The sequence below is a fragment of the Streptomyces lateritius genome (genome assembly GCF_014649715.1).
GTDB lineage: Bacteria > Actinomycetota > Actinomycetes > Streptomycetales > Streptomycetaceae > Streptomyces > Streptomyces lateritius.
Genome location: NZ_BMTO01000011.1, coordinates 62359 through 84745 on the forward strand (window position 1 = coordinate 62359; position 22387 = coordinate 84745).

Consider the following 22387-nt stretch of genomic DNA (forward strand, 5'->3'; position numbering starts at 1 on the left):
GCGGCGGGTCGATTACGTCCGAGGTAATGCGGGTGAGGGGGGTCGCGGCTCGTGGGGACCGACGCGGCCGCCGCCGGGCCGGTCAGCGCCAGACGCTGCTGAAACTGTCCAGCTGGGCCCAGGTGATGACGTTGGTGTCGCGTCCGCCGAAGAGCCGCAGTTGCCGGTCCGTGCCGGCCTCCAGGCGGGCGACGCACTGGCCGCCGGTGTTGTTGCGGGGGACGTTGGCGCGGGCGGGCATGGTCGGGGTCAGGGAGTCGGGCAGGGTCGCGACGGCGGTGTCGGCGGCGAAGGAGCCCTTGACGCCGCCGCTGAGCTGGAGCGTCGTGGCGCCGGCGATGCTGACGAGCCGCCCCTTGGGGGCGTTCTGGTCGGCGGTGACGCCGGCGTTCAGGGTGAGGGGCTGCCAGTCGGTGAGGACCTTCACGCCGTCGGTCTCCGGCGCCGCCGACAGGAACAGGATGGTGCAGGTGCGCGGGCCGGGTTCCTCGCAGGCGAAGCCGAAGTAGAGGTGCGGGACGCCGTCGCGCAGCGCGACGGTCATGCCCTCGGGCTCGCGGTACTCGAGGCCGGGAGCGGCCACGCACAGCCGCTGGTCGAGGATGGCGCCGGTGGTCCAGTCGACCGCCGTCAGATAGGTGTTGCCCGGCGGTGGGTTCTCGGGGTAGTCGGGGTGGATGGGCATGCCCGAGAGCATGTACAGGACACCGCCGTGAGAGGTGTACCCCTGGAACCAGCCCTTCTGGTCGGGGTGGGGAATGCGCTGGATCGGCTCCCACACACCGGCCGACGCCTTGGCCAGGTCGTACCGCTCGAAGTACATCTTCAGGTCGAGCTCGAAGCGGAGCACCAGCTCGCCGGCGGAGCGGTCGACGGTGCAGGTGACGAAGCGGGCACCCGCTCCCGGCCGGTAGGGCGGGGTGTGCAGTGGGGAGCCGTGGTCGAGAACGGTGCCGGAACGGAACTCGAAGCTGGTGACGGCCGTTCCGAAGCCCTTCTTCGAACCGTTGGGCAAGGACGCCGTCTCGGTCCAGAGGCGGATGACGCCGGCCCGGTTCTCCAGGCCCATGCCGACTCCGTGTCCGAAGCCGCGCAGATACATGTGGCCGGTGATCGCTCCCGCCGGGTTCAGGCGGGTGACGCACAGGTCCCCGTGCTCGATCCGCGTGGCGTAGTCGACGGCCGCCGGCTCACCGGTGAGCTGGATGCCGCCCGACATCGGCTGGAGGACGAAGACGTCGCCCGAGACCGGGTCGATGCCGAACGACTGCATGACGGTGGAGTTCTTCAGCGGGCGCCGGTGGAGCAGCTTGCCCACCGGTCCCGCGAGGTCTATCTGTCCTTCGATGGTGACGCTCAACGCTGCCGCTCCTCGGTCCACTTCCGGCGTCTCCCGCCGGGGCAGGGGAAGTCTGCCAAAGAGCCGCGGCGGCGCCGTGCACGGGTGTTGTTCGCGCCGGACGGCCGGGGGACCGCCGTCGGTCACCCTGCGGCCCACGGCACCGGTCCCGGTGGTGCCGCCGCTGGTGCTGCCGCTCTTGGGGCCCGCGGCATCGTCCAACTCCTGCTGCGGCTCGGCGCGGTGGCCGTCGACGAGGGCGGGCTCCACCTCACCCGGCCCTCCGGGTGGCGGGGCGGCTCGCCCGCGCACTTCGCCGAACCGGACCGCACCGCACCGCCTGATCGTCGCCATCGTGCTCGGTGAGTCGATCGTGGCGATGGGCGGAGGCGTCCGGCGCTCCGTTCACCGTCGCGGTGCTCGGTGAACGGTGCTCGGTGCCGCGGCCGCCGGGCTGCTGCTCGCGCGGCGCCGTGCCGAGCGCCATCGGCATGAAGAAGGTCCTGCAACGGGTCGCCGGCACGGGCCACCACGGTCTCGCCGAGCCGTCGCACGGCGTCGTGGGCTGGTCGTCGACCGGCGGCGTCGGCGTGTTCCCGCTGGGGGGCGGCGGTGATCGCCCTGCGCGTGGACCGGCCGACGGCCCTCGCCGTGGGCGGTCTCTGCCGTCTGGTGGCCGGGCCGCTCGTCGGCCTGGTCCCGGCCCTCATGGCGCCGGCGCTGCTCGCCGCCGGCCTCATGCTGGTCGTCACGCTCCACTGCCGCGCCCCGTCCGCCTCGCCGCGTGGGTCCGACCGGCGCGGGAGGCGGCCCGGGGGCCCGGGACGAAGGCGGACGACAGGGCCGTGTCGGCGCCCGTCCGTCCCGTCGGCGGTGCCGGCGCGGCCCAGCCGTCGCCGCCCGGCCCCGGACCCGGGGGTCGGGCGGCGTTTCCGTCAGCGGCCGGCGGCCGCCTCCCGGGCGGGCGCCGCCTCGGACGGGCTCTCCTGGAACCGGGAGCGTTCGGATTCGGACTCCGTGGCGCGGGGGGCACGGGCCGGGCGGGCGGTCCTGTCGTGGCGGGCTGCCTCGGCGCGCAGCATGGCGTTGAGAACGGCGAAGGGGTCGACGGGCATGGCGAGCTCCTTGGGGTGCGCTGGGGTGGGGGCTGGGAGAGGCGGGGCCTCTCAGCAGCGCATCACCACGCACCGGTGGGCGTCGCTCGTGCGGGGTGCGGAGACGGGGGCGAGGGCCGACGGCCGGGCGGGGGCCGGGCCTGGCCGCGCGCTCCGGGTACGGACGCCCCGGTACCGGGGCCGGGCCCGGCCGGGCGGGGCGGCCTCGGTCTCGGTGACCTCCTGGCCCTCCCCGCCGAGGTCCGGAGCGGTGCTCGCGGCGGGCGGCCTGGCCTCGGCGCCCACCGGTCCCGCGCCCCCGGCGCAGACCCCGAACAGCGCGGCGAGCACCAGCCCGAGGACGAGGAAGCCACGCCGCGCCCGGCCGATCGCCCCGGTCGCGGCCGTGGACGACCCGCGCGCCGAGCCGTCCACGGGGGCGGGCGGTTCGGCGCGGTGCGCGGGGACGGGCGCGTGGCTCACGAGACTGCGTACTGCCCCGTGGCGTGCGCGCCTTGCCGGGAGCGGTCACGGATCCGCCCGCGCGGCCTACGCGGGCAGGCCGGAATTCACCGGCTCGGGTGCGTCCTCGACCGCCGCCGTCACCGTGGCCCGGTCCCGGACCTTGCGGGCCGCCATCCACGCGTACACGAGCACACCGGCGAAGAGGAACAGCACTCCCTGGTAGACCGCCGCGTAGCCGGAGCCCGCCACCAGCCACATGGAGAAGGTGAAGGCGGCCCCGGCCAGGACCGCGTCCCGGATCAGGCGGGCTCGGTGGACGCGTTCCGTCCGGCCGGAGAGCAGGAAGTAGATCTGCGCGGCGGTGGACAGGAGGTAGGGCACGGTGGCGGTGAAGGTGGTGACGAGGACCAGGATCTCGAAGACGCCCTGGGTGCCCGCTGTGTAGTTGTAGACGGTGAGCAGCGAGGCGAGGACGACGGTCACGGCGACGCCGACCGTGGGGACCCCGCGTCGCTTGTGCGCGAAGACCTTCGGGAAGAGGCCGTCCCGCGCCGCCGCGTAGGGGGTCTGGGCGCTGAGCAGCGTCCAGCCGTTGAGCGCGCCGACCATGGAGACGAGGGCCATGCAGGCGACGGCCATCCCGCCCCAGGAGCCGCCGAACATGACGTTCACGGCGTCCGAGAAGGGTGCGTCGGACTCGACGAGCCGGTCGTGGGCGACGGTGCCGAAGACGGCGAGGGTGCCGAGGAGGTAGATCGTGGCGGCGCCGAGGGTGCCGAGGACGGTGGCCCGGCCGACGTTGCGCCGCGGGTCGCGGACCTCTCCCGCGCTGACGGCCGCCGACTCGACGCCGAGGTAGCTGAAGAGCAGGATCGCGGCGGAGGCGGACATCGCGCCGAGGGCGCTGTCGCCCTCGGCCTGGAAGGGCCCGAGGTTGGCGCTGTCGAAGAAGAACAGTCCTCCCACGGCGACCAGCAGGAGGGGGACGAACTTCAGGACGGTCGCGACGAGCTGCACGGCGCCCACGTACCGGGTGCCGGCGAGGTTGGCGAGGGCCGGCAGCCACTGGAGGGCCAGCGCGGCGGCGATGGTGGCGGCCGTGGAGCCCTGGACGGGGAGGAGGACGTCGAGGTAGCCGACGGCGGCGACGGCCAGGGCCGCGTTGGAGACCCAGGTGGTGATCCAGTACGACCAGGCGGCGAGGAATCCGGCGAAGTCGCCGAAGGCCTCGCGGGCGTAGACGTAGGGGCCGCCGGTCAGCGGATGGCGTCGGGCGAGGCGGCCGAAGACGAGGGCCAGGGCGATCGCGCCGAGGGTGAGGACGCAGAAGGCGACGAGGCTGACGGTGCCGTAGGGGGCGACGGAGGCGGGCAGCAGGAAGATTCCGCCGCCGATGATGTTGCCCATGACCAGGGCCGTGGCGACCGGCAGGCCGAACCGCCGGGCGTGCGTGCCCTGCGTGCCGCGCTCGCCTTCCTCGGCCTGCGGGGCCTCGGCGGCGTGGGGCGCCTGTGCGGCGCGCGGGGCGTGCGTGTTCTGTTCTTCGGACATGGCCGTGCTCATGGGGGGTGGTGCGCCTCTCGTCGTACAAACCCGAACATGGTCCGGGATACGAGACGCCCCACCAAATCACCCGTTTTTGTCCGGTACTACGGGGTCATCAACCGGAAGAAGTGCTTCCACATCGCCGGTCGGCGGTGAAATCTTCAGCGGCACCTGCGGACCCGCGCACTCTCTCAGCCACCTGCGCAGCACCCGGTGCACCCGCTCCGCGCCCACGAGCTCGGCCCCGTCCGCGACCGGCGCCGACAGGTCCACCGGCGCCAGCAGGAAGGGGTACGACTGCTCGCCGCCGAGACCGCCGTGCGAGCCGATCTGCTCCTCGAAGGCGTGGACCGTGCCGGTCGCCGGGTCGTACATCGAGTTGACCATGATGTCGGCGACGTGCGGGAATCCGTCCGTACGCCGCACCGCGTCCGCCGCGCCCGGCCCGAAGACCGCGAGCGGCCCGAGCGGCCCGTCCTCGGCGAGTTCGGCGACCGGCACCTCCGCCCCGTCCCGCCCCAGCACGACCGAACCGTGCTCGGCGCTCGCCACGAGCAGGAAGCCGATGCCCGGGTGGTTGGCGAGGGTGCCCAGGAGAGCGGGGTGGCGGCGGTCGATCTCCTCGCGGGTCGCCCGGTGCGGCACGTCGGGGAAGGAGATCAGGCCCAGGTTCCCGGAGGCCAGCACCACCGGCTCGGACGGCCGGGCGGCCGGCGACCCGGCCTCCGCGCCCTCCGTCGCCCACTCGTCGTAGGCGTCCACCGGCCGGTGCAGGGCGCTGCGCAGCGCGTCGCGGGCCGCGTCCCTGGCCTCCGAACCGCTGCGGGTGCGCCGCACCCGGCGCGGCACGGGCAGCCCGCAGCCGGCCCGGACCAGGTCCTTGAGGGTCAGGCCGTACGCGGACTCGAACGTCTCGCCCGGGCTCTGACCGTGGTCGGAGAGGAGCACGATCCGGTACGGGCGGGGCGCGTGCTCGGCGACCTTCGCGATCAGCGCGATCGAGCGGTCCAGCCGCGCGAGGACCTGATCGGTGTCCCGGCCGTGCGGCCCGGAGTGGTGCGCGACCTCGTCGTAGCCGACGAGGTCGGCGTAGACGGCGGTCCGCCCCGCCAGCATGTCCCCGATCACCGCGGCGACGACGACATCGCGCTCCACGACCGTGGCGAAGGCCCGGATGAAGGGATAGGCGCCGCCGCGCGAGACCCTCGGGGCATCCCCGCGCAGCCGCGACCGGGTCGACTGGACCATCTCCCGGGCCGCCTCGGCGAGGAACGAGCCCGCGGTACGGACGGCGTTGGCGGGATCGGAGAAGTAGGCGAAGTAGCCGGCGCGCGAGCGGTTGCGCCGGCCGCGCCGGGCGGCCATCGACAGCACGAGGGCGAGCTGGTCGGCGCCTCCGCTGAACAGGTTGCCGCGGGAGGCGCCGTCGAGGGTCAGCAGCCCGCCGTCACCGGTGCGTTCGATGGCCCTCCGCTGGAGTTCGACAGCGCTCGCGGGCCGGTTGCTGACCATCAGCCGGCCGGTGTCCTTCTCGTACCAGCGGAAGGCGGGCACGTCCTCGTTGGAGCCGTGCAGGATGCCAAGCTGACTGGCGCCGGTCTGGCTGGACCAGTCGGTGCGCCAGGGGGTGAGCCGGTGGGTGGTGCCGAGCCAGTCGGCGACGGTCGGCATCAGCCCGTCGGCGACGGCGTCGCGCAGCACCTGGTGTCCGACGCCGTCGAGTTGCAGGAAGACGGTGCCGTGGACGGGCTCCGCACCGTCGCCGGTGACGCGCCGGGGCCGCTTGCGGTCGGCGAGCCGGTAGAGGCGGCGGCGGTAGGCCTCGTCGTCGCGCACGGCGAACGCGGTGGAGGTGGCGGAGGCGACGGCCGACATCACGGCGGCGACCACGACGGCGGTCTCGGGGTCGGCGGCGCCGCGCCCGTCGGGGATGAGCCAGAGCGCGACGAGCAGCAGCGAGCCGTTCAGGAAGAAGACCAACAAGCCCAGCACCAGAGCCGGTACGAGCAGCAGCGCCCGCACGATCGCGGGCCACACCAGCGCGCCGAGGAGGCCGAACGCGCCGGCGCCCCAGACGGCCGTGAGGGCGGTACGGGTGATGCTGTCGCCGTCGGGGGACTGGAGCTGGAAGTCGGGCAGCAACCCGGCCAGGGCCAGCATGGTGAGGGTCGACACCGCCCAGACCACGATCACCCGCGCCAGGGCGCTGCCCGCGGTCCGCCACCGGCCGGCGGTACGCCATCGCCCGTCACCCACGCCTGGTTCGCCTTTCACCCGTTTCCTGCCTCAAGCGTGGCACAACGCCCGTCGGGCCCGGGGCCGTCGGCCGGATCGGGCCGGTGACAGGGCGCGGGGTCGCGGGGCGCCCCGGGGGGTCTAACAGCCGTCGTAGCCTGCGGTGGGCATGGAGAGCCTGCGGTGTACGTCGGCTTTCCCGGCGGCGTCGTACGACGGCTCGTCGAGTCCCGCGGTCTCCAGCCGTACACCTCTGCGTTCGCACTCCGCGAAGAACCCCGGCACGTCGGTCAAGGCCCGTGCCAGGACCCGCTCGTTGGGGGCCACGAAGAGGTCGACGTGCCCGGCGTCCACGTCCGCCCAGAGCGCGTCGTGGTCGGGCCGGATCCCGTAGAAGAGCAGCTGCCTCGTCACGACATAGCCCTTGTCGTGGGCCCAGCGGGCGCACATCGCGTGCTGGCTGCGCGTGTCGACAAGGAAGGGGTCGCTGTCGAGTTCCTCGAGCGGGGTGAGGCTGGCGATCGCCGCCACCCGAACGTCGTCCATGGAGCGACCCTACTCCGAACGGCGGCGGTCGAGGAGGGCGCGCCCCAGCGTCACGGCGGCGAGGAGTATCCGCAGGTGTGGCAGGTCCTCCACCCGTCCTGGGTGACGGCCAGGACGCCCCCGCACCGCGGACACCGCGCCGCGTTCCCGATCGTGCCCCCCGTTCCCGGTCGTGCCCCTCGTTCCCGTGACGCCCCTCGTTCCTCTCGTGCTCACCGCGGCTCCCGTCCCCTTGCTGACCGATGGCTGCCCCCGCGACCCACCGCGGACGCCCCGCGTCACCCGCCGTGGACATCTACCCTCGGTACCAGTCCCATCGGCTCGGTGGAAGGACGGCGTGCGGTGGAGGTCACCTGGTGGGGTCATGCCACCTGCACGGTCGAGGACTCCGGTGTCCGGTTCCTGACCGATCCGCTCTTCGCGCGCCGGCTCGCGCATCTGCGGCGGCGGCGCGGTGCGCTGCCGCCCGCCCGGGCCGCGGTCGCCGAGGCGGTGCTCGTCTCCCACCTGCACGCGGACCATCTCCATCTGCCCTCGCTCGCCGGGCTCGCCCCCGGCACCCGGCTCCTCGTGCCGCGCGGCGCGCCCCGCGCCGTACCGGCGCTGCGGCGGCTCGACGGGCGGGGGCTGCGGCTGACCGAGATGGGGCCGGGGGACGAGGTGAGCGTGGAGGGCGTGACGGTACGGGCCGTGCCGGCGCTCCACGACGGCCGGCGGCTGCCGGTGGGGCCGCACCGCTCCCCCGCGCTCGGGTACGTCGTGGAAGGCGAGGCGCGGACGTACTTCGCCGGCGACACCGGTCTCTTCGACGGGATGGCGGAGGCGGTCGGGCCGGTGGACGTGGCGCTGCTCCCGGTGGGTGGCTGGGGGCCGTATCTGGGGCACGGTCATCTGGACGCGGGGCGGGCGGCGCGGGCGCTCGCGGCGCTCTCCCCCGCGGCGGCCGTGCCGGTGCACTACGGCACGTACTGGCCGATCGGGATGGACGGGGTGCGCCCGCACGAGTTCCACTCCCCGGGCGACGAGTTCGTGCGGCACGCGGCGCGGCTCGCGCCGAAGGTGGTGGTGCATCTGCTCGGCCACGGCGAGCGGGTGCGGCCCGAGGTCGCCCGGTGATCGACGGCCTGATGAGGCTCATGGGGGGCCTGCCGCCCGAGTCGACGCAGCAGGCGGTCGGTTACCCCTCGCTGTTCCTCCTCGTGGCGCTGGGCGCGCTGGTGCCGGTGGTGCCTACCGGGGCCGTCGTGAGCTCGGCGGCCGTGGTCGCGTTCCATCAGACGTCGCCGCTCGCGCTGCTGTTCGTGTTCCTGGTGGCGGCCTTCGCCGCGCTCCTGGGAGACGCGGCGCTGTACTGGCTGGGGCAGCGCGGGATCCGTTCGAAGAACGGATCCCGGTGGCTGGCGGCGCTGCGCCGCCGGGTCACCCCCGACCGGCTCGCGCAGGCGCAGGCGAAGCTGGACGCCCATCAGGTGTCGGTACTCGTCCTGTCCCGGCTGGTGCCGGCGGGGCGGATCCCGGTGATGCTGGCGTGCCTGCTGTCGGGCATGCCGCTGCGCCGGTTCCTGCGCGGGGACGTGGCGGCCTGTCTGGCGTGGGCGGCGACGTACCAGCTCATCGGGATCCTGGGCGGCTCGCTGTTCCCCGAGCCGTGGCAGGGCGTGGTGGCGGCGGTGGTCCTGACGGTGCTGATCAGCGCGGGGCCGGCGCTGTGGCGTCGCCTGCGGGAGGCCCGGCGTACCCGACGGAGCGCCCGCCGGGGGGCTGCTTCACGGGGCCAGCACCCGTGAGGCCCCCACCGGGATGTCCCACAGGTCCTCACGGGGCAGGCCGGCGCGGCTCCAGGCGGCCCTGACCCGGGTGAGAGGTTCGAGGACCGGCTCCGAGGACAGGACGAAGGTCGCCCAGTGCATCGGCGCCATCCGTCGCGCCCCCAGGTCCTGGAAGGCCCGGACGGCCTCCTCGGGATCGGTGTGGACGTCGCTGAGCCACCAGCGCGGGTCGTACGCGCCGATCGGCAGCAGCGCCAGGTCGATACGGGGGTGACGGCGGCCGATCTCGGCGAACCAGTGGCCGTAGCCGGTGTCCCCGGCGAAGTACACCTTCCGGTCGTCCCGGTCGGTCAGGACCCAGCCTCCCCACAGTGAGCGGCAGGTGTCGAGGAGGGTCCGCTTGGACCAGTGGTGGGCGGGGACGAACTCGAAGCGTACGCCGCCGAGTTCGGCTGCCTCCCACCAGTCGAGCTCGGTGACCCGGGCGAACCGGCGGCGGGCGAACCAGCGGCCGAGTCCGGCGGGGACGAAGACCGGGGTGTCCTTCGGCAGCCGTTTGAGGGTGGGGGCGTCGAGGTGGTCGAAGTGGTTGTGGCTGATGACGACCGCGTCGACGGGCGGCAGGTCCTCCCAGCGGACGCCGACCGGGGTGATCCGGGCGGGGGTGCCGAGGATGCGGCGGGACCAGACGGGGTCGGTGAGCACCGTGAGGCCGCCGACGTGGAGGATCCAGCTGGCGTGGCCCGCCCAGGTGACGGCGAGGGTCCCGGGCCCGGCCGGGGGCAGCGGACCCGGCGCGAACGGCAGGAGCGGGATGTCGCGCAGTCCGTCGGGGCCGGGGCGCACGGCGCCCTCGCGGGCGAGCCGGGCCATGGCGCGCAGGCCGGGGAGCGGTGCGGTGAGCCGGTCGGCGAAGGAGCGCGGCCAGTCGTTCCGGATCCTGCCGAGGGGCTGGAGGCCTCCCCCGGCCACCGACGGGCGCCCGGACGGCGCGGCCGGGGTGTCGCGGGAGGCGCGCTCCGTCTGGTCCGTCATCTGGGGGCTCCGTCCTGACGTGGTGGACGCGGGTCGGGTCGTCGGGTGCTCGGTTCCTCAGCGGTGCGCCGTGGTGCCGGACTCCCCCGGATCCCGGCGGAGTTCCTCCAGGGCGGCTCCGAAGGAGCTCAACGCGCGTGACACGTGCGGCAATTCCAGGGGCTCGGGGGAAGTGAAGGACTCCGCCCGCTCCTCTTCGGTAGACCCCAGGAACACGCTGGTGTCGAACCGGACGCGCAGGGCGCCGAGTTCGTCGCCGAAGCGGTGGCCGCCGGGGACCGGTGTGCCGAGCCGCCGGGTGAGGTGGTTCTCCAGCTCCAGGGAGTCGGTGACGTCCCGGGCGGCGAGCCCCGGCCGCAGTGGCCCCAGGTCGGCGTAGAGATGGCGCCCGGCCTGCGGGGGCAGGGCGAGTGCGCCGGCGGTGAGCACGGCGCGGTGGGCGGCCGCGGCGACCCGCGCGTGGAGGGAGGCGGCGCGGCCGGCCCGTACGGTCACGTCCTCCGGTTCGTCGAGGGCGTACGCCGCGGCGGCGGCGATCGGGCCGGCGACGACGGCGCCCAGGGCGGTGAGGATGTCGAGGGTGCGGGCGCGCGGGTCGGTCCAGCGGTCGGCGCGGGAGGGGTCGGTGGGCGGGAAGCGGGCCACGGCGCAGGGCCAGGCGGCCGGCGCGAGAGCTCCGGCGAGGTCGGTGAGGACGGTGACGTCGTCCGGGCACATCTCGGCGGGGCTGACGAGCACGGTGTCGTGGCGCCGGTGCAGGGTGTCGCGCCAGGTCTCGTCGCTGACGATGTGCAGCCCTTCGGCGACGGCGGCCTCGCACGCCTCGCGGACCAGTTCGGGTGGGGCGAGGGTGGCGGTGGGGTCGTCGGGGACCGAGAGCAGCAGGAGCCGGGGGTGACCGCCCTCGGCGCGGACCCGCCGCACGGTTTCGAGCAGGGCGTACGGGTCGGGGACACCGCCGCACTCGGCGGGCGTGGGCACGTGGTAGGCGGGGCGGCCGAGGAGCCGGGCCTGCGGGGTCCACCAGGCGGGGCAGGGCCGGGGCATGAGGACGTCGCCGCCGTGGGCGGCGATCAGCGCGAGCAGGAGCGGCTGGGCGCCGGGCGCGGCGACCACGTCCTCGGCGTGGGTGCGCATGCCACGGCGCCACCAGTAGCCGCCGGCGGCGTCGCGCAGCAGGGGGCCGCCGCCCGAGGGCTCGGCGGCGGTGCGGCCGGCCGCCGCGGCGAGGACGGCGGCGAGTCCCGGTGGCACGGGCAGCCCCGGCTCCGGGGCGGGCGGCCCGTAGCGCACCGGGCCGCGGCCTTCCGGACCCGTCTGCCCCATCTCCCGTACCTCCTGAACACCGGCGGGCGCCCCGCACGGCGCCACAGTGCCTTTATACGAAGGTTCGGGCGGGCGCGCCGCTTCGGACGACGGCGACCGGGCGCCTCACCGCGGTGCCGGGGTGACGCCCCGCGTGCGGCGGACCGCCCACGCGGGCCGGCCGTTTCCGGCGGACTCGACGAGGGCCGTCCGGGTGACGGCGGGGTCGAGCCGCCGCCCGGCGGTGCCGCTCCCCCACCAGGGAACGGAGCAGGCCCGCCGCGGACCGGTCGCAGACTGGTCCCATGAGCGATCTCACCGCCGTCCCCCTACGGACCGCTCGCATCGACCTCGTGCCGCTGCGGATCGACCACGCCCCCGAGATGGCGACGGTCCTCGCCGACCCGGCCCTGCACACGTTCATCGGCGGCGCCCCCGACTCCGAGCCCGGGCTGCGCGGGCGGTACGCGCGGATGCTCGCCGGTTCGCCCGACCCGGGGGTCTCGTGGTGCAACTGGGTCCTGCGTCCGCGCGCGGCGGGCAGCCTGGCGGGCACGGTCCAGGCGACCGTCACGGACACGGACGCCGGCTCGGACGCGGTTCCGGCCGGGCGGGTCGCCGAGATCGCCTGGGTGGTGGGTACGGCGTGGCAGGGCAGGGGCTTCGCCTCCGAAGCGGCCTCCGCGCTGGTCGGCTGGCTCCGGTCCCATGAGGTCCGTACCGTCCTGGCCCGCATCCACCCCGACCACCACGCCTCGGCCGCCGTCGCACGGGCGGTCGGCCTGACCCCCACGGACCTCCGCCAGGACGGCGAGGTCCGCTGGGAGCTGCGCCTGGCGGACGCCTGACGCGAGGGGCCCGACCGGGCCGGTCGGGGAGCCTTGGGCCGTGTCCGTGAAGTCGCGCCTGGCCGCGGGCAGACGGCGCTACTTTCGGACACGACCTAGAGCGGGACGCGCGCGACCAGGGCCGCCAGCAGGACACAGGCCGCTGCCGCCGCCCAGAAGCGCGGGGAGCGGGGGTCGTCGAGGGCCTTGCGCGGGGTGCCGGCCTTGCGGAGGGCCTTCTCGACGAGGGGAGCGACGCCCACCGCCACGTACACCCTGACCGCCGTCTCCATCAGGTTCCATCCGCCGTCGGGCGGCAGGAGGAGGAAGGCCAGGGCGAATCCGGCGGTGACGGCCGACTCCAGTCTCCAGCCACGGCCGTGCCGCACGACCAGTACGGCCTGGGTGGCCAGGAGCAGCAGGAAAGCGGCTTGGAACACGATCACTGAGACGTCCTCGCTTCGTGGGAAGTCCGGGAAAACGGAGAGGTGCGGGGAGGGGGCCGGTCGTGCCGACCCCCTCCCCTCAGCCCGCTACTTCTTCCAGCGGTTCACCTTGATCTTCGGGTACATGACCCATGACCAGAACCCCTTGTGCTGCCAGATCCCGACCGTGATCTTGACGCCCTTGCTCTTGGGCATCGCGTTCTTGATCTGGATCTCGGTGGCGAACCACCGCATCGCACCGCCGATGGCTTCCAGCGCCAGGCCCGCGATCTTGGCCCAGAAGGACGGCATGACCAGGCCGACCCGGCCGAAGGCCGACGCCAGACGCGCGCCCGCCTTGAGGGCGCGGGCCAGCTTCTTGGCCTTCTTCTTCTTGACGTGCCAGACCTTCTTCTTCTTCCAGCGCTGGCCGTCCAGGTCCTGCGAGTTCACCGGGTCGCCCGGGTACGCGTAGGCGCTGAGCGAGCCCCCCGGGACGGGGTCGGTCTGCAGGAAGCGGCCGGTGGCCGGCGAGTAGAGGCGGACGCCCATCAGCGTGGAGCCGCTCAGTGTCTCCGAGGAGCGCTGGTGGCCGCCGACCCAGCCGTACCGCGCGGCGGTCGTGCCCTCGGTCCGGTTGCCGTACTCGTCGGTGCGCAGCACCACGGGCGCCTGGGTGGTGTCCGCCGGGAGCTGCACCGAGACGTCGCCGTGCAGGTTGAGCAGCTGCAGGACGAGCCCGCCGGTCTTGTCCGTCGTCGCGGTCAGCTGCCCGCTGAGACCGTTGACGTAGCGGGTGAGGGTGCCCTGGGCGTCCTCCACGGTCCAGGTCGGGTTGTCCCCGGTGCCGTAGTGGTGCGTCTTGGCCTCGGTCCTCGTCCAGGTGCCGTCCGTCCCCTTGGCCTCCACGGTCCACGCGGCCAGGCGGCCGGTGGCGTCGAGGTTCCAGGTCTGGCGGCGGTCGCCGACGGTCTCGCTGTGGACGAGGTCGTTGGCGTAGTACGTCAGCTGGGCACCGGACGGCGTCGCGGTGGTGCGGCCGAAGGCGTCGTAGGCGTAGCCGCTGTCGACGATCCGGTCGGCGCTGTCGTACGTGTGCGAGGTGCTGGTGGAGGCGGTTCCTCCCTCGGAGCAGTCGGCCGTGGTCAGACCGGTGCGGTTGCTGTTGGCGTCGAACGCGTAGGACCTGCGGGTGCACAGGGCGTCCGCGGTGTCCTTCGCGGTCACGAGCCGCCCCGCCGCGTCATAGGTGTACGCGGTGGAGGTGGCGGTGCCGTCGGACTGGTTGTGCCCGGCCTGCTGCGCGTGCGCGGTGTGTCCGGTGGTGTCGGACAGCAGGGCCGTGCCGTCGGCGGCCGCGTAGGTGCGGGCGGTGGTGTTGCCCGCCGGGTCCCGGTCGACGGTCAGCGAGACCGCGCCGGGCAGGGACTCGGTGGCGAGTTCGCCGTCCGCGTCGTAGGTGCCGGCGAAGGTCCCGGCGACCGAGTCGGTCACCTTGGTGGCCAGACCGCGCGGCTCGACGGCCGTGTCGTAGGCGTACGTCGTGGTCGACGGAGCCGAGTCGGAGACCTGGACCGGCCGGTCCAGGGCGTCGTAGGCCGCGGTGACGGTGTTTCCGCTGCCGTCCGTGGTGCTGATCCGGCGGCCGAGCGCGTCATAGCCGTACGCCACGGTGGCACCGGCGGCGGTCTGCGAGGCGACCTCGCCGTTCTGCTGGTGGTAGACGGTCGTGGCCTCGGGCACCGCGGTGCCCGCGCCGCCGGTGACGGCGGACCTGATCTGCCGGCCCGCCGCGTCGGTGGTGACCGTGGTGGTGCGGGTGGCGCCGTTGGCGGTCTCCGTGGCCGTGGAGACGTTGCCCCAGCGGTCGTAGCCGTAGGTCTTGGTGACCAGTTCGGCCGGGTGGGAGCCGCCGCCGGTGACCGTCCCGGCCGGACGGGTGCGGCACACCAGACCGGCCCAGGCGGGCTTGCCCGCGCAGGCACCGGTGCCGGTCGCCGACCAGTACTCGGTCAGGGTGGTCAGCGCGTCGCCGCCGTCGGAACGGCCGGAGGTCTTCCGGATCTCGCGGCCCGCGGCGTCGTACGCCGTGGTGGTGGTGACGCCCAGGCCGCCCGGGTCGACGACGCTGCGCGTCGGCCGGCCGGAGGCCCAGTCGTAGCCGGTCGCCGTGGTGCGGCGGTCGGCGTCGGTGGCGTACCCCTGCACGGCGGCCCCGGTGACCGTGGTGGTCACCAGGTCCGCCACCGCCGCGTCGGCGGGACGGCCCTCGTCGTAGGTGTTGACGGTGTGCGTACGGGCCGGGACCTCGGTGCCCGCGGGCAGCGTCCCCTCGGCGGTGCCCCCGGTCAGGGCGCGCTCCAGGGTCACCAGGTGCAGCGGACCGAACTCCTCGGTCTCGCGCTTTCCGTCCGCGCTGTACACGGTGCGGGTGGACAGCTGCTCGGCGCGCTCGGCGACGGTCGCGTCGATGATGCCGAGCCGGGTGAGCTCCGCCTTGGCCGCGTCGGTGGCGCCGACCGCCAGAGCCCGGTTGCCCGGGGTCAGGGAGCGCTCCTCGGAGCCGAACTGGTTGTAGTCGACGGAGTCGATGTGGCCGCCCGGCTGCGCCGTGTTGACCTCACGGCCCGACGCGTCGGCGTACACGATCGTCGCCCGCTTGTACGCGCCCGCGGTCAGCGAGGTGCCGACGTTGGAGGCCGGGACCTGGTCCGCCGGGAAGACGGCGGTGGCCTCGACCGGGGCGTCGCTCTGGCCCCAGACGGCGACCGCGGCCGCGTTCATCTGGTAGGGGGCGTTGGAGCCGGAGACCGGCACCTGGTAGACGACCGTGGTGACCGCCTTGCCGCCGTCCGTCTCGGTGGCGCTGCCCTGCTTCAGGGTGGGCCGCGACGCGGACAGGAGCATGCCCTCGCCCGCCGTGACCGCGGTGCCGGCCTTGCCGTACGTCAGAGTCCACGGCAGCTCGCCCGGCTCGGTGAGCGTGGTGAGCCGGCCCGCGCTGTCGTATGCGTAGGCGGTCTTCAGCGCCGGGCTGACCCGCGGGTCCCACACCTCGCGCAGCCGCCCGGAGGCGTCGTACGCGTACTGCGCGACCGTCTCGGCCGTGGCCGCGCTCGCACCCGGGCTGGTGGCCCAGAGCTTGAGCTGCGCGACCTGTCCGGCGTAGGTGCCGAACGCGGTCGCCGTCGCCGTGGTGGACGACGCGTACACGTACTCCAGGACGCGGCAGCCGTTGGTCGCCGGGGTGGCCTGGCAGGTGGCCGCGTCGACCGCGGGGGAGGCGCCGATCAGGTACTTCGGCCGGGACTGCACCGCGCCGCCGACGGTCACCTTCTCGGAGACGACGGTGGTGGTGGAGTCGTCGACCGACAGAGCCGTGGTGGCCAGCGTCCAGGAGGCGGCGGCCGTGTCGACCTTGCGGAAGACGCTCACGGTGCCGCCGGTGTCCTTCAGCGTGAAGGAGCCCGTCAGCGAGCCCGTCAGGGTCAGGTCCTCGGAGCCCGACTCGGCCTTCCAGCCGCCGCCGCTGGTCGCGGTGAAGGCGGTGGCGACACCGGTGGAGTCCAGGATCTCGACCGAGGTGGCCGAGGTCTTGCGCAGGACCGTCCAGTCGGTGCCCGCGTCCTCCGCGCCCACACCGGAGGACCAGTTGGGGCCGAAGATCGCGGCCTGGCCCTCCTGGACCTCCTGCGCCACCGGCCGGCGCGAGGAGTGCGAACGCTCGGCGGAGAGCCCGAAGACGTCCGCGTCGGTGTCGCTGAAGGTGAAGTCACCGGTCTGCGCGTTGACCGTACCGGGGCCCACCTCGACGCTCGGCGCGTTGCCGGCCTGCCGGTCCAGGGTCACCTCGACGACCTGGGAGTTGTACTTCGCGGTCGTGCCGGAGTCGAACACGGCCCGCAGTTCGAGCACGCCGTCCTCGGCCAGCGAGGTGGCCGCGTCCCACACGAGCGGAGGCGCGGTGCCGGAGGTGACCTGGGCCGGCCAGCTGACGGCCCCGCCCGTGGTGGTCGTCACCTGGGCGGTCGGCACGGTCTTCCAGGCGTCGGTCTCGCCCCGCCGGTACTCGTACGTCACGCCGGTGTACTCGGCCTTGCCCTTGGCCTGCAGGGACACGCGCCGCGCCGTGTCGTCACCGTCGGAGGGGGAGATGACGGCCGCGCCGTCGGCGCCCACCCCGAAGCTGTAGCTGGTGACGTCCGTGGAGAGGTTGCCGCCGGAGTCGATCGTCTTGGCGCGCAGGGTGTGCCAGCCGTCCTCCGGGTTGACCGAGATGGTCAGCGCGTCACCGCCGGTGCCGTTGACGGTGTCGTCCACGCGCTGGGGCAGGTTGGCGTCGTCCAGACCCCACAGGAAGCCCTGGCCGTCGGTGGACGCGGTGTCCAGGGTGCAGGTCACCGCGCCGCTCGCGCGGGCGGTCCAGGTGTCCTTGGCATACGTCTGGCAACTGATGGTGGGCGCGGCCGGCTTGGCGGTGTTCACGCCGAACGGCATGTACGCGCTCCACGGGCCGTAGAACGTCCCGTCGTAGCCCCGTACGCGGTAGCGCAGCTTCGGCCCCGACGGCAACGGGTTCGCCGACGGGACGGTCAGCGTCGCGGTCGACCCGGAGGCCACGGCGGCGCTGGTGCCCGTGTACGTGTACGTGGTCTCGTTGTACGCCGGGTCGGGGGTGATCTCGAACTGGGCCCGGACCGTGGCGCCGTCGGGGTCGGTGACCTTCGCGGACATCGTCGGGGTCACCGAGGTCACGTACCGGATGCCGTTGTACGCGTTGACGGCGGACGGGGAGATCGCGGAGGCGGTCGGCGAACCCGGGTACGAGTCATAGGTGACCGTCAGGTGCGGCTCCTGGGCGTGGTCGCCGCTGACGTAGTTCGCCGAGCGGTAACGCCGCCATGTCAGTGAGTCGGTCTCGCTGGTACCGCGGATCTGCAGACCGTGGTTGGGCTGGCCGTCGGCCCACGCCTGCACGATCGCGTCGATGTCGAAGTCGACGGTGCCTGCCGGGCAGGTGGAGTTGTAGCCCTTGGCGGCGGTGCTGGTCACCGCGCCGGCGTCGGTGGTCGCCGGCTGCGCGCCCCAGGTGATCGTGGAGGAGTTCCAGTCACCGGTGATGCGCCGCACCTGCGTGCCGGAGCCGGTGGTCGAGCAGGTCGACGAGTAGTACGAGTAGAGGCCCAGGTTGGTGTCGTTGACGCGCTTGCCCTTGAAGGCCGACACGTCGAACTTCAGGTAGGCGCGGGCCTTGGTGGTGCCCCCGTCGTACGTGCCGGACTTCAGCTCGGCCGAGGAGACCTGCGAGTCCGGGTAGTTGGTGGCCACCCAGGTGTCGGTGGAGGCGGCCAGGGTCGAGGTCGGGTCGACCGTGACCGGGTAGGTCAGGTCCTTGGTGAAGTACTTCGGGTCCGGCGACAGGACGAGGGTCTGCTTCCCGTCCTTCGCCGTCTCGATCTTCACCGGGACCTTGGCCAGGTGCTTGGACTCGCCCGAACGCGGGTCCTTGGACGAGTCCCACATCATCGGCGCGGGCGCCTCGGCGACCAGCCTGTCCGCCGAGTCCTTGAGCAGCAGCCGTCCGCTGGGCGCCTGGGACAGCTTCAGCCCCTTGGCCTCGACGGGTATCCGGTAACTGACCGGCTCCGTGGGCGCCTTGGCCAGGTGGACGTTCTGCGAGAAGCCCTGGGGCAGCGCGGTGACGGTCAGCGTCTCGCCGCCGCCGAGGTCGTACGCTGCGGTGTCCCCCTTCAGCTTCGGCGCGGGCAGGTTCTTCTCCCAGCCCATGGCGAAGCCGCGCCCGTCGCGAGCGACGGAGGCGAGCTTCGTGTCTCCGCCGTCCGAGACGGTGACGTCCGCCGTCGCGGCCCTGGGCCGCAGGTCCGCGCCGGCGTCGGCGAGCGTGGTGTTAATGTCCTGCCAGGCGCCGTCCTTCTTGACCCGGACGGGCGCCGCGTACACGGCGGTCTGCATCTGCCCGTCGGGCAGCGCATAGGTGGCCGAGGTCTCGGTGCGCGCCGACAGGACCTCGATCCTGCGCTTCTGCAACCGGGCCATCAGCCGGGCGGACGCCTCGTCCTGGGCCACGGCGGGTCCCTTGGGCGCGGCTTCCACTGCGGCTGCCCGCGCGCCGGTCTGCTGCGAGCCGAGGGCGACGGCCTGACCGGTGGTGGCGACGACCACGGCCGTCTCGGCGGCTAGCACGACGGCTACCGCACCGGCGATCATGCGCAGTGGTCGACGGGTCGATCTGCGCGTACTGGACCACTGGGGCCTCTTTGGCACAATCCCTCCCAAACCTTGTCTGTGACATGTCACATCTATGGGCGGCAGCCACAATTCCCGTTCATGGACGGCCTGTTGACCCCTGCTGGGAAACCTCCATAGGAATCAGAGGTTCTCTTGAGCTACCGGGATCTCGGTTCGGGAGGACGGTGGTGGGAGTGGGGGGGGTGTGTACCGGTGCCGTACGGTATCGGCGGTGGCGCGGGCGAGCGCGCGCCTCGACCGCCACCGGTCGCTGTCACACGTCCCAGGCGACCGGAGGTTCTTCACCCCGTTGATGCCCGCGGTCTCTGGGCGCAGGGCCACCTCTTCGGCCGGTACGGCCGGGCACAGCGTCCCGGGCTCTCCCGGTCCTCGTACGGCACTCGGGAGCAGCTCACCGATGACGAGGGTGGGGACGGGCCTGGCGAACCCGGTCACCAGACCCGATGGCGGGCCGGTCTTCTCCCTGGCCCGCAGGCGTCCGGTGGTGATCCGCCCGATGCGCTGGGCGAGCAGCCACATCCGCCGTGCGGTGAACTCGCCCACCAGCGGCTTCCGGTAGCGTCCCTCGCGGTGCGTCCATGAGGAGGAACGCGCCGGGCGGCGCCGGACGGAGTTCCTGCCCGAAGATCAGCGGACCAGGACGCGCTCGACCAGCAGCTCGACGGCCGAGACGATCGCGTCCGCGTCGATGCCCGCCTCGTGGAGCTGCTCCTCCGGTGTCGCCGAGGCCGGCATCGAGCGCACGGCGAGCCGGGCCAGGCGGGGCGTGTTGCCGTGGCCGTCGGCGTACGCCTCCGCGACCGCGTCGCCGAGGCCCCCCTCGGGGCGGTGGTCCTCGACCGTCAGGACGCAGCCGGTCGTCCCGGCGGCCTGGTCGAGCGTGGCGCGGTCCACCGGCTTGACCGAGTAGAGGTCGATCACCCGCACCGGGATGCCCGCCTCGGCCAGCCGGTCGGCGGCGCGCAGTGCTTCGGGGACGGTCGCCCCGGCCGCGACGACGGCCGCCCGGTCGTCCTCGCCGTGGCTTCGGAGCACCTTGCTGCCGCCGACGGGGAACTCCTCCTCGGGCCCGTACACCACCGGGGTCTTGCCGCGTGTCGTGCGCAGGTAGCGGACGCCGTCCAGGTCGGCCATGGCCGCCACCAGCTTCGCGGTCTGGTTGGCGTCGCAGGGGTAGAGCACGGTGCTGCCGTGCACGGCCCGCATCATCGCCAGATCCTCCAGCCCCATCTGGCTGGGTCCGTCCTGGCCGATGGAGACGCCGGCGTGCGAGCCGACGAGGTTGATCCCCGCCCGGCTGACGGCCGCCATGCGGACGAAGTCGTACGCGCGGGTCAGGAAGGCCGCGAACGTCGAGGCGTACGGGACGTAGCCGCGGGCCTGGAGTCCGACGGCCGCGCCGACGAGTTGCTGTTCGGCGATCCAGGACTCGAAGTAGCGGTCGGGGTGCGCCTTCGCGAAGTACTCGGTACGGGTGGAGTCGCCGACCTCGCCGTCGAGCCCGACGACGTCGCCGCGCACGTCCCCGAGGGCGGCGAGCGCGCGCCCGTAGGCGTCCCGGGTGGCGACCTCGTCGCCCTTGTCGTAGCGCGGGAGCGTGGGCGCGCCGCCCCTGACGAGCCGCGGGGGCATGGCCGCGGGCGGGTCGGTCACCTGGACCCGCAGGTCGCTGTAGCCGCCCAGCTCGGCCACGGCCGCCGTGGCGTCGGGCAGGGGCTTCCCGTGCATGCCCTCCCGGTTCTCGACGGCCGCCACTCCCCGGCCCTTGCGGGTGGCGGCGAGGACGGCGGTGGGGCGCCGGACGGTCGCGCGGGCTTCGCGCAGCGCCGCGTCGACGGCCTCGACGTCGTGGCCGTCGATCTGGACGGTGTGCCAGCCGAAGGCCTCCAGGCGGGCCGCGTAGGCGCCCAGGTCGTGCTGGTGGCGGGTGGGGCCGCGCTGGCCGAGCCGGTTGACGTCGACGATGAGGGTGAGATTGTCCAGGCGGCAGTACGCGGCGTGTTCGACGGCCTCCCAGACGGACCCCTCGGCCATCTCGCTGTCCCCGCACAGGACCCACACCTGGTAGGGGACGCGGTCGAGGTACTTCCCCGCCAGCGCCATGCCGACGCCGACGGGCAGTCCCTGACCCAGGGAGCCGGTGGCGACGTCGACCCAGGGCAGCCGGGGCGTGGGGTGGCCTTCGAGGAGGCTCCCGCGGCGGCGGAAGGTGAGCAGCTCGCCGTCGCCGACGACTCCCGCCGCCCGGTACATGGCGTACAGCAGGGGTGAGGCGTGGCCCTTGGAGAGGACGAAGTGATCGTTGCCCGGATGGTCGGGGCGGTCGAAGTCGTAGCGCAGATGACGGGCGAGCAGGACCGCTCCGATCTCGGCGGCCGACATGGAGGAGGTGGGGTGGCCGGAGCCGGCCGCGTCCGCGGCGCGTACGGCGTCGACGCGGAGCTGCTGGGCGAGCGAGGACATCGTTTCGTAGCGCATCAGGGTCTTCCTCCACGAGCCGTCGCGAGGGCCGGGCGGGTCCCTCCGGTGACATCCGGTGCAGGTCTCTCGGCGGGTACCCGGGGCTTCGGGCCGTATGCCCGGAATGCGCGCCGACCGCGAGCTGCTGGGCCGCATGGTGAGATTTCGGTCTCACCATGCGGCCCGGACGCGTACCGTGGCGCGTACCCACCCACAGAGGGAGTCCGGTCATGACCCATGCCTCCGAGTCGTCCACGCCCCAGGAGACCGCCGTCTACACCCACGGGCACCACGAGTCGGTGCTGCGCTCGCACAGCTGGCGCACCGCCGCCAACTCCGCGGCTTACTTGATCCCGGAACTGCGACCGGGCCTGGACGTCCTCGACGTGGGCTGCGGACCGGGCACCATCACCGCCGATCTGGCCGCGCTGGTCGCACCCGGCCGGGTGACCGCGGTGGACGCGGTGCGGGACGTCCTCGACAAGGCGCGCGCGGTGGCCGCCGAACGAGGGCTGGAGAACGTGGAGTTCGCGGTCGCCGACGTCCACGCCCTGGACTTCCCGGACGACTCCTTCGACGTCGTCCACGCGCACCAGGTGCTGCAGCACGTGGGCGATCCGGTGCGGGCGCTGAGCGAAATGAGGCGCGTGTGCCGTCCCGGTGGCGTGGTCGCCGCCCGCGACAGCGACTACGGAGGCTTCACCTGGTACCCGGAGTCGCAGGCCCTGACCGCCTGGCAGGAGCTGTACCACCGGGTCGCGCGGGCGAACGGCGGCGAGCCGGACGCCGGGCGGCGGCTGCTCTCCTGGGCCCGGCGAGCCGGCTTCACGGACATCACCACGACCGCCGCGACCTGGTGCTTCGCCACCGCCGAGGAGCGGGCGTGGTGGAGCGGGCTGTGGGCGGACCGCACGACGGAGTCCGTGTACGCGCGGCTGGCCGTGGACGGCGGTCACGCCGGGCCGGAGAAGCTGGCCGAGATCGCCGGGGCGTGGCGGGAGTGGGGCCGGCACGAGGACGCCTGGTACATGGTTCCGCACGGCGAGATCCTGTGCCGGGTCTCCTGACGCCC

Annotated in this window: 16 protein-coding genes; 4 read left to right on the top strand and 12 right to left on the bottom strand. The window is 73.8% G+C overall.

What is annotated here, in order from left to right; translation table 11 throughout:
* Positions 1-82 precede the first annotated feature (82 nt).
* The 6 genes from IE136_RS22775 to IE136_RS22800 form a co-directional block, all read right to left on the bottom strand.
* Positions 83-1360 (bottom strand): phage baseplate protein, encoded by a 1278-nt coding sequence (locus IE136_RS22775; protein WP_189601254.1) that lies wholly within the window; start codon positions 1358-1360, stop codon positions 83-85.
* Positions 1361-2274: 914 nt separating this feature from the next.
* Positions 2275-2454, bottom strand: coding sequence for a hypothetical protein (locus IE136_RS22780; protein WP_158992117.1), 180 nt, complete (start codon positions 2452-2454; stop codon positions 2275-2277).
* Positions 2455-2505: 51 nt separating this feature from the next.
* Positions 2506-2916, bottom strand: coding sequence for a hypothetical protein (locus IE136_RS22785; protein ID WP_189601255.1), 411 nt, complete (start codon positions 2914-2916; stop codon positions 2506-2508).
* Between the two features lie 66 nt (positions 2917-2982).
* Positions 2983-4449, bottom strand: coding sequence for an amino acid permease (locus IE136_RS22790; RefSeq protein WP_189601256.1), 1467 nt, complete (start codon positions 4447-4449; stop codon positions 2983-2985).
* 78 nt (positions 4450-4527) lie between these two features.
* Positions 4528-6699 carry a phage holin family protein gene (locus tag IE136_RS22795; RefSeq protein ID WP_189601257.1) on the bottom strand — a complete coding sequence of 724 codons (2172 nt, stop codon included), beginning with the start codon at positions 6697-6699 and terminating at the stop codon, positions 4528-4530.
* Between the two features lie 120 nt (positions 6700-6819).
* On the bottom strand, positions 6820-7224 hold the full coding sequence (locus tag IE136_RS22800; RefSeq protein WP_158992109.1) for a serine integrase family protein: 405 nt from the start codon (positions 7222-7224) through the stop codon (positions 6820-6822).
* Between the two features lie 342 nt (positions 7225-7566).
* Here IE136_RS22800 and IE136_RS22805 point away from each other — a divergent pair, with 342 nt between their 5' ends.
* Both IE136_RS22805 and IE136_RS22810 read left to right on the top strand, forming a co-directional pair.
* The gene (locus tag IE136_RS22805) at positions 7567-8340 is read left to right on the top strand and encodes an MBL fold metallo-hydrolase (RefSeq protein WP_189601333.1); all 774 of its coding nucleotides are present in this window, start codon (positions 7567-7569) and stop codon (positions 8338-8340) included.
* 20 nt (positions 8341-8360) lie between these two features.
* On the top strand, positions 8361-9011 hold the full coding sequence (locus tag IE136_RS22810; RefSeq protein WP_158994857.1) for a DedA family protein: 651 nt from the start codon (positions 8361-8363) through the stop codon (positions 9009-9011).
* On the opposite strand, the gene IE136_RS22815 is transcribed toward IE136_RS22810, so the two are convergent.
* Together IE136_RS22815 and IE136_RS22820 are read right to left on the bottom strand one after the other, a co-directional pair.
* Positions 8991-10028, bottom strand: coding sequence for an MBL fold metallo-hydrolase (locus IE136_RS22815; protein ID WP_158992105.1), 1038 nt, complete (start codon positions 10026-10028; stop codon positions 8991-8993). The genes IE136_RS22810 and IE136_RS22815 overlap by 21 nt on opposite strands.
* A 57-nt stretch (positions 10029-10085) precedes the next feature.
* Positions 10086-11354 carry an aminotransferase class I/II-fold pyridoxal phosphate-dependent enzyme gene (locus tag IE136_RS22820; protein WP_189601258.1) on the bottom strand — a complete coding sequence of 423 codons (1269 nt, stop codon included), beginning with the start codon at positions 11352-11354 and terminating at the stop codon, positions 10086-10088.
* Between the two features lie 284 nt (positions 11355-11638).
* On the opposite strand from IE136_RS22820, the gene IE136_RS22825 reads away from it, so the two are divergent.
* Complete coding sequence (locus IE136_RS22825; RefSeq protein WP_189601259.1) at positions 11639-12181, top strand: GNAT family N-acetyltransferase; 543 nt, start codon at positions 11639-11641, stop codon at positions 12179-12181.
* Positions 12182-12276: 95 nt separating this feature from the next.
* Here IE136_RS22825 and IE136_RS22830 read toward each other — a convergent pair whose 3' ends face one another.
* From IE136_RS22830 to IE136_RS22845, 4 genes are all read right to left on the bottom strand, one after another.
* Positions 12277-12606 carry a hypothetical protein gene (locus IE136_RS22830; RefSeq protein WP_158992099.1) on the bottom strand — a complete coding sequence of 110 codons (330 nt, stop codon included), beginning with the start codon at positions 12604-12606 and terminating at the stop codon, positions 12277-12279.
* An 87-nt stretch (positions 12607-12693) separates the two neighbouring features.
* Positions 12694-18789, bottom strand: coding sequence for a DNRLRE domain-containing protein (locus IE136_RS22835; protein WP_229819051.1), 6096 nt, complete (start codon positions 18787-18789; stop codon positions 12694-12696).
* A gap of 186 nt (positions 18790-18975) precedes the next feature.
* On the bottom strand, positions 18976-19398 hold the full coding sequence (locus IE136_RS22840) for a hypothetical protein (RefSeq protein ID WP_189601260.1): 423 nt from the start codon (positions 19396-19398) through the stop codon (positions 18976-18978).
* A gap of 84 nt (positions 19399-19482) precedes the next feature.
* Positions 19483-21333: a transketolase gene (locus IE136_RS22845; protein WP_189601261.1), complete on the bottom strand. Its 1851-nt coding sequence runs from the start codon at positions 21331-21333 to the stop codon at positions 19483-19485.
* Positions 21334-21545: 212 nt separating this feature from the next.
* On the opposite strand from IE136_RS22845, the gene IE136_RS22850 reads away from it, so the two are divergent.
* Positions 21546-22382 (top strand): methyltransferase domain-containing protein, encoded by an 837-nt coding sequence (locus IE136_RS22850; protein WP_189601262.1) that lies wholly within the window; start codon positions 21546-21548, stop codon positions 22380-22382.
* Positions 22383-22387 lie beyond the last annotated feature (5 nt).

Excerpts from the sequence above, each read along its gene's own strand:
- IE136_RS22845 (WP_189601261.1), bottom strand. The coding sequence starts at position 21,333 with ATGCGCTACGAAACGATGTCCTCGCTCGCCCAGCAGCTCCGCGTCGAC.
- IE136_RS22820 (WP_189601258.1), bottom strand. The coding sequence starts at position 11,354 with ATGGGGCAGACGGGTCCGGAAGGCCGCGGCCCGGTGCGCTACGGGCCG.
- IE136_RS22790 (WP_189601256.1), bottom strand. The coding sequence starts at position 4,449 with ATGTCCGAAGAACAGAACACGCACGCCCCGCGCGCCGCACAGGCGCCC.
- IE136_RS22780 (WP_158992117.1), bottom strand. The coding sequence starts at position 2,454 with ATGCCCGTCGACCCCTTCGCCGTTCTCAACGCCATGCTGCGCGCCGAG.
- IE136_RS22815 (WP_158992105.1), bottom strand. The coding sequence starts at position 10,028 with ATGACGGACCAGACGGAGCGCGCCTCCCGCGACACCCCGGCCGCGCCG.
- IE136_RS22810 (WP_158994857.1), top strand. The coding sequence starts at position 8,361 with ATGGGGGGCCTGCCGCCCGAGTCGACGCAGCAGGCGGTCGGTTACCCC.
- IE136_RS22800 (WP_158992109.1), bottom strand. The coding sequence starts at position 7,224 with ATGGACGACGTTCGGGTGGCGGCGATCGCCAGCCTCACCCCGCTCGAG.
- IE136_RS22825 (WP_189601259.1), top strand. The coding sequence starts at position 11,639 with ATGAGCGATCTCACCGCCGTCCCCCTACGGACCGCTCGCATCGACCTC.
- IE136_RS22850 (WP_189601262.1), top strand. The coding sequence starts at position 21,546 with ATGACCCATGCCTCCGAGTCGTCCACGCCCCAGGAGACCGCCGTCTAC.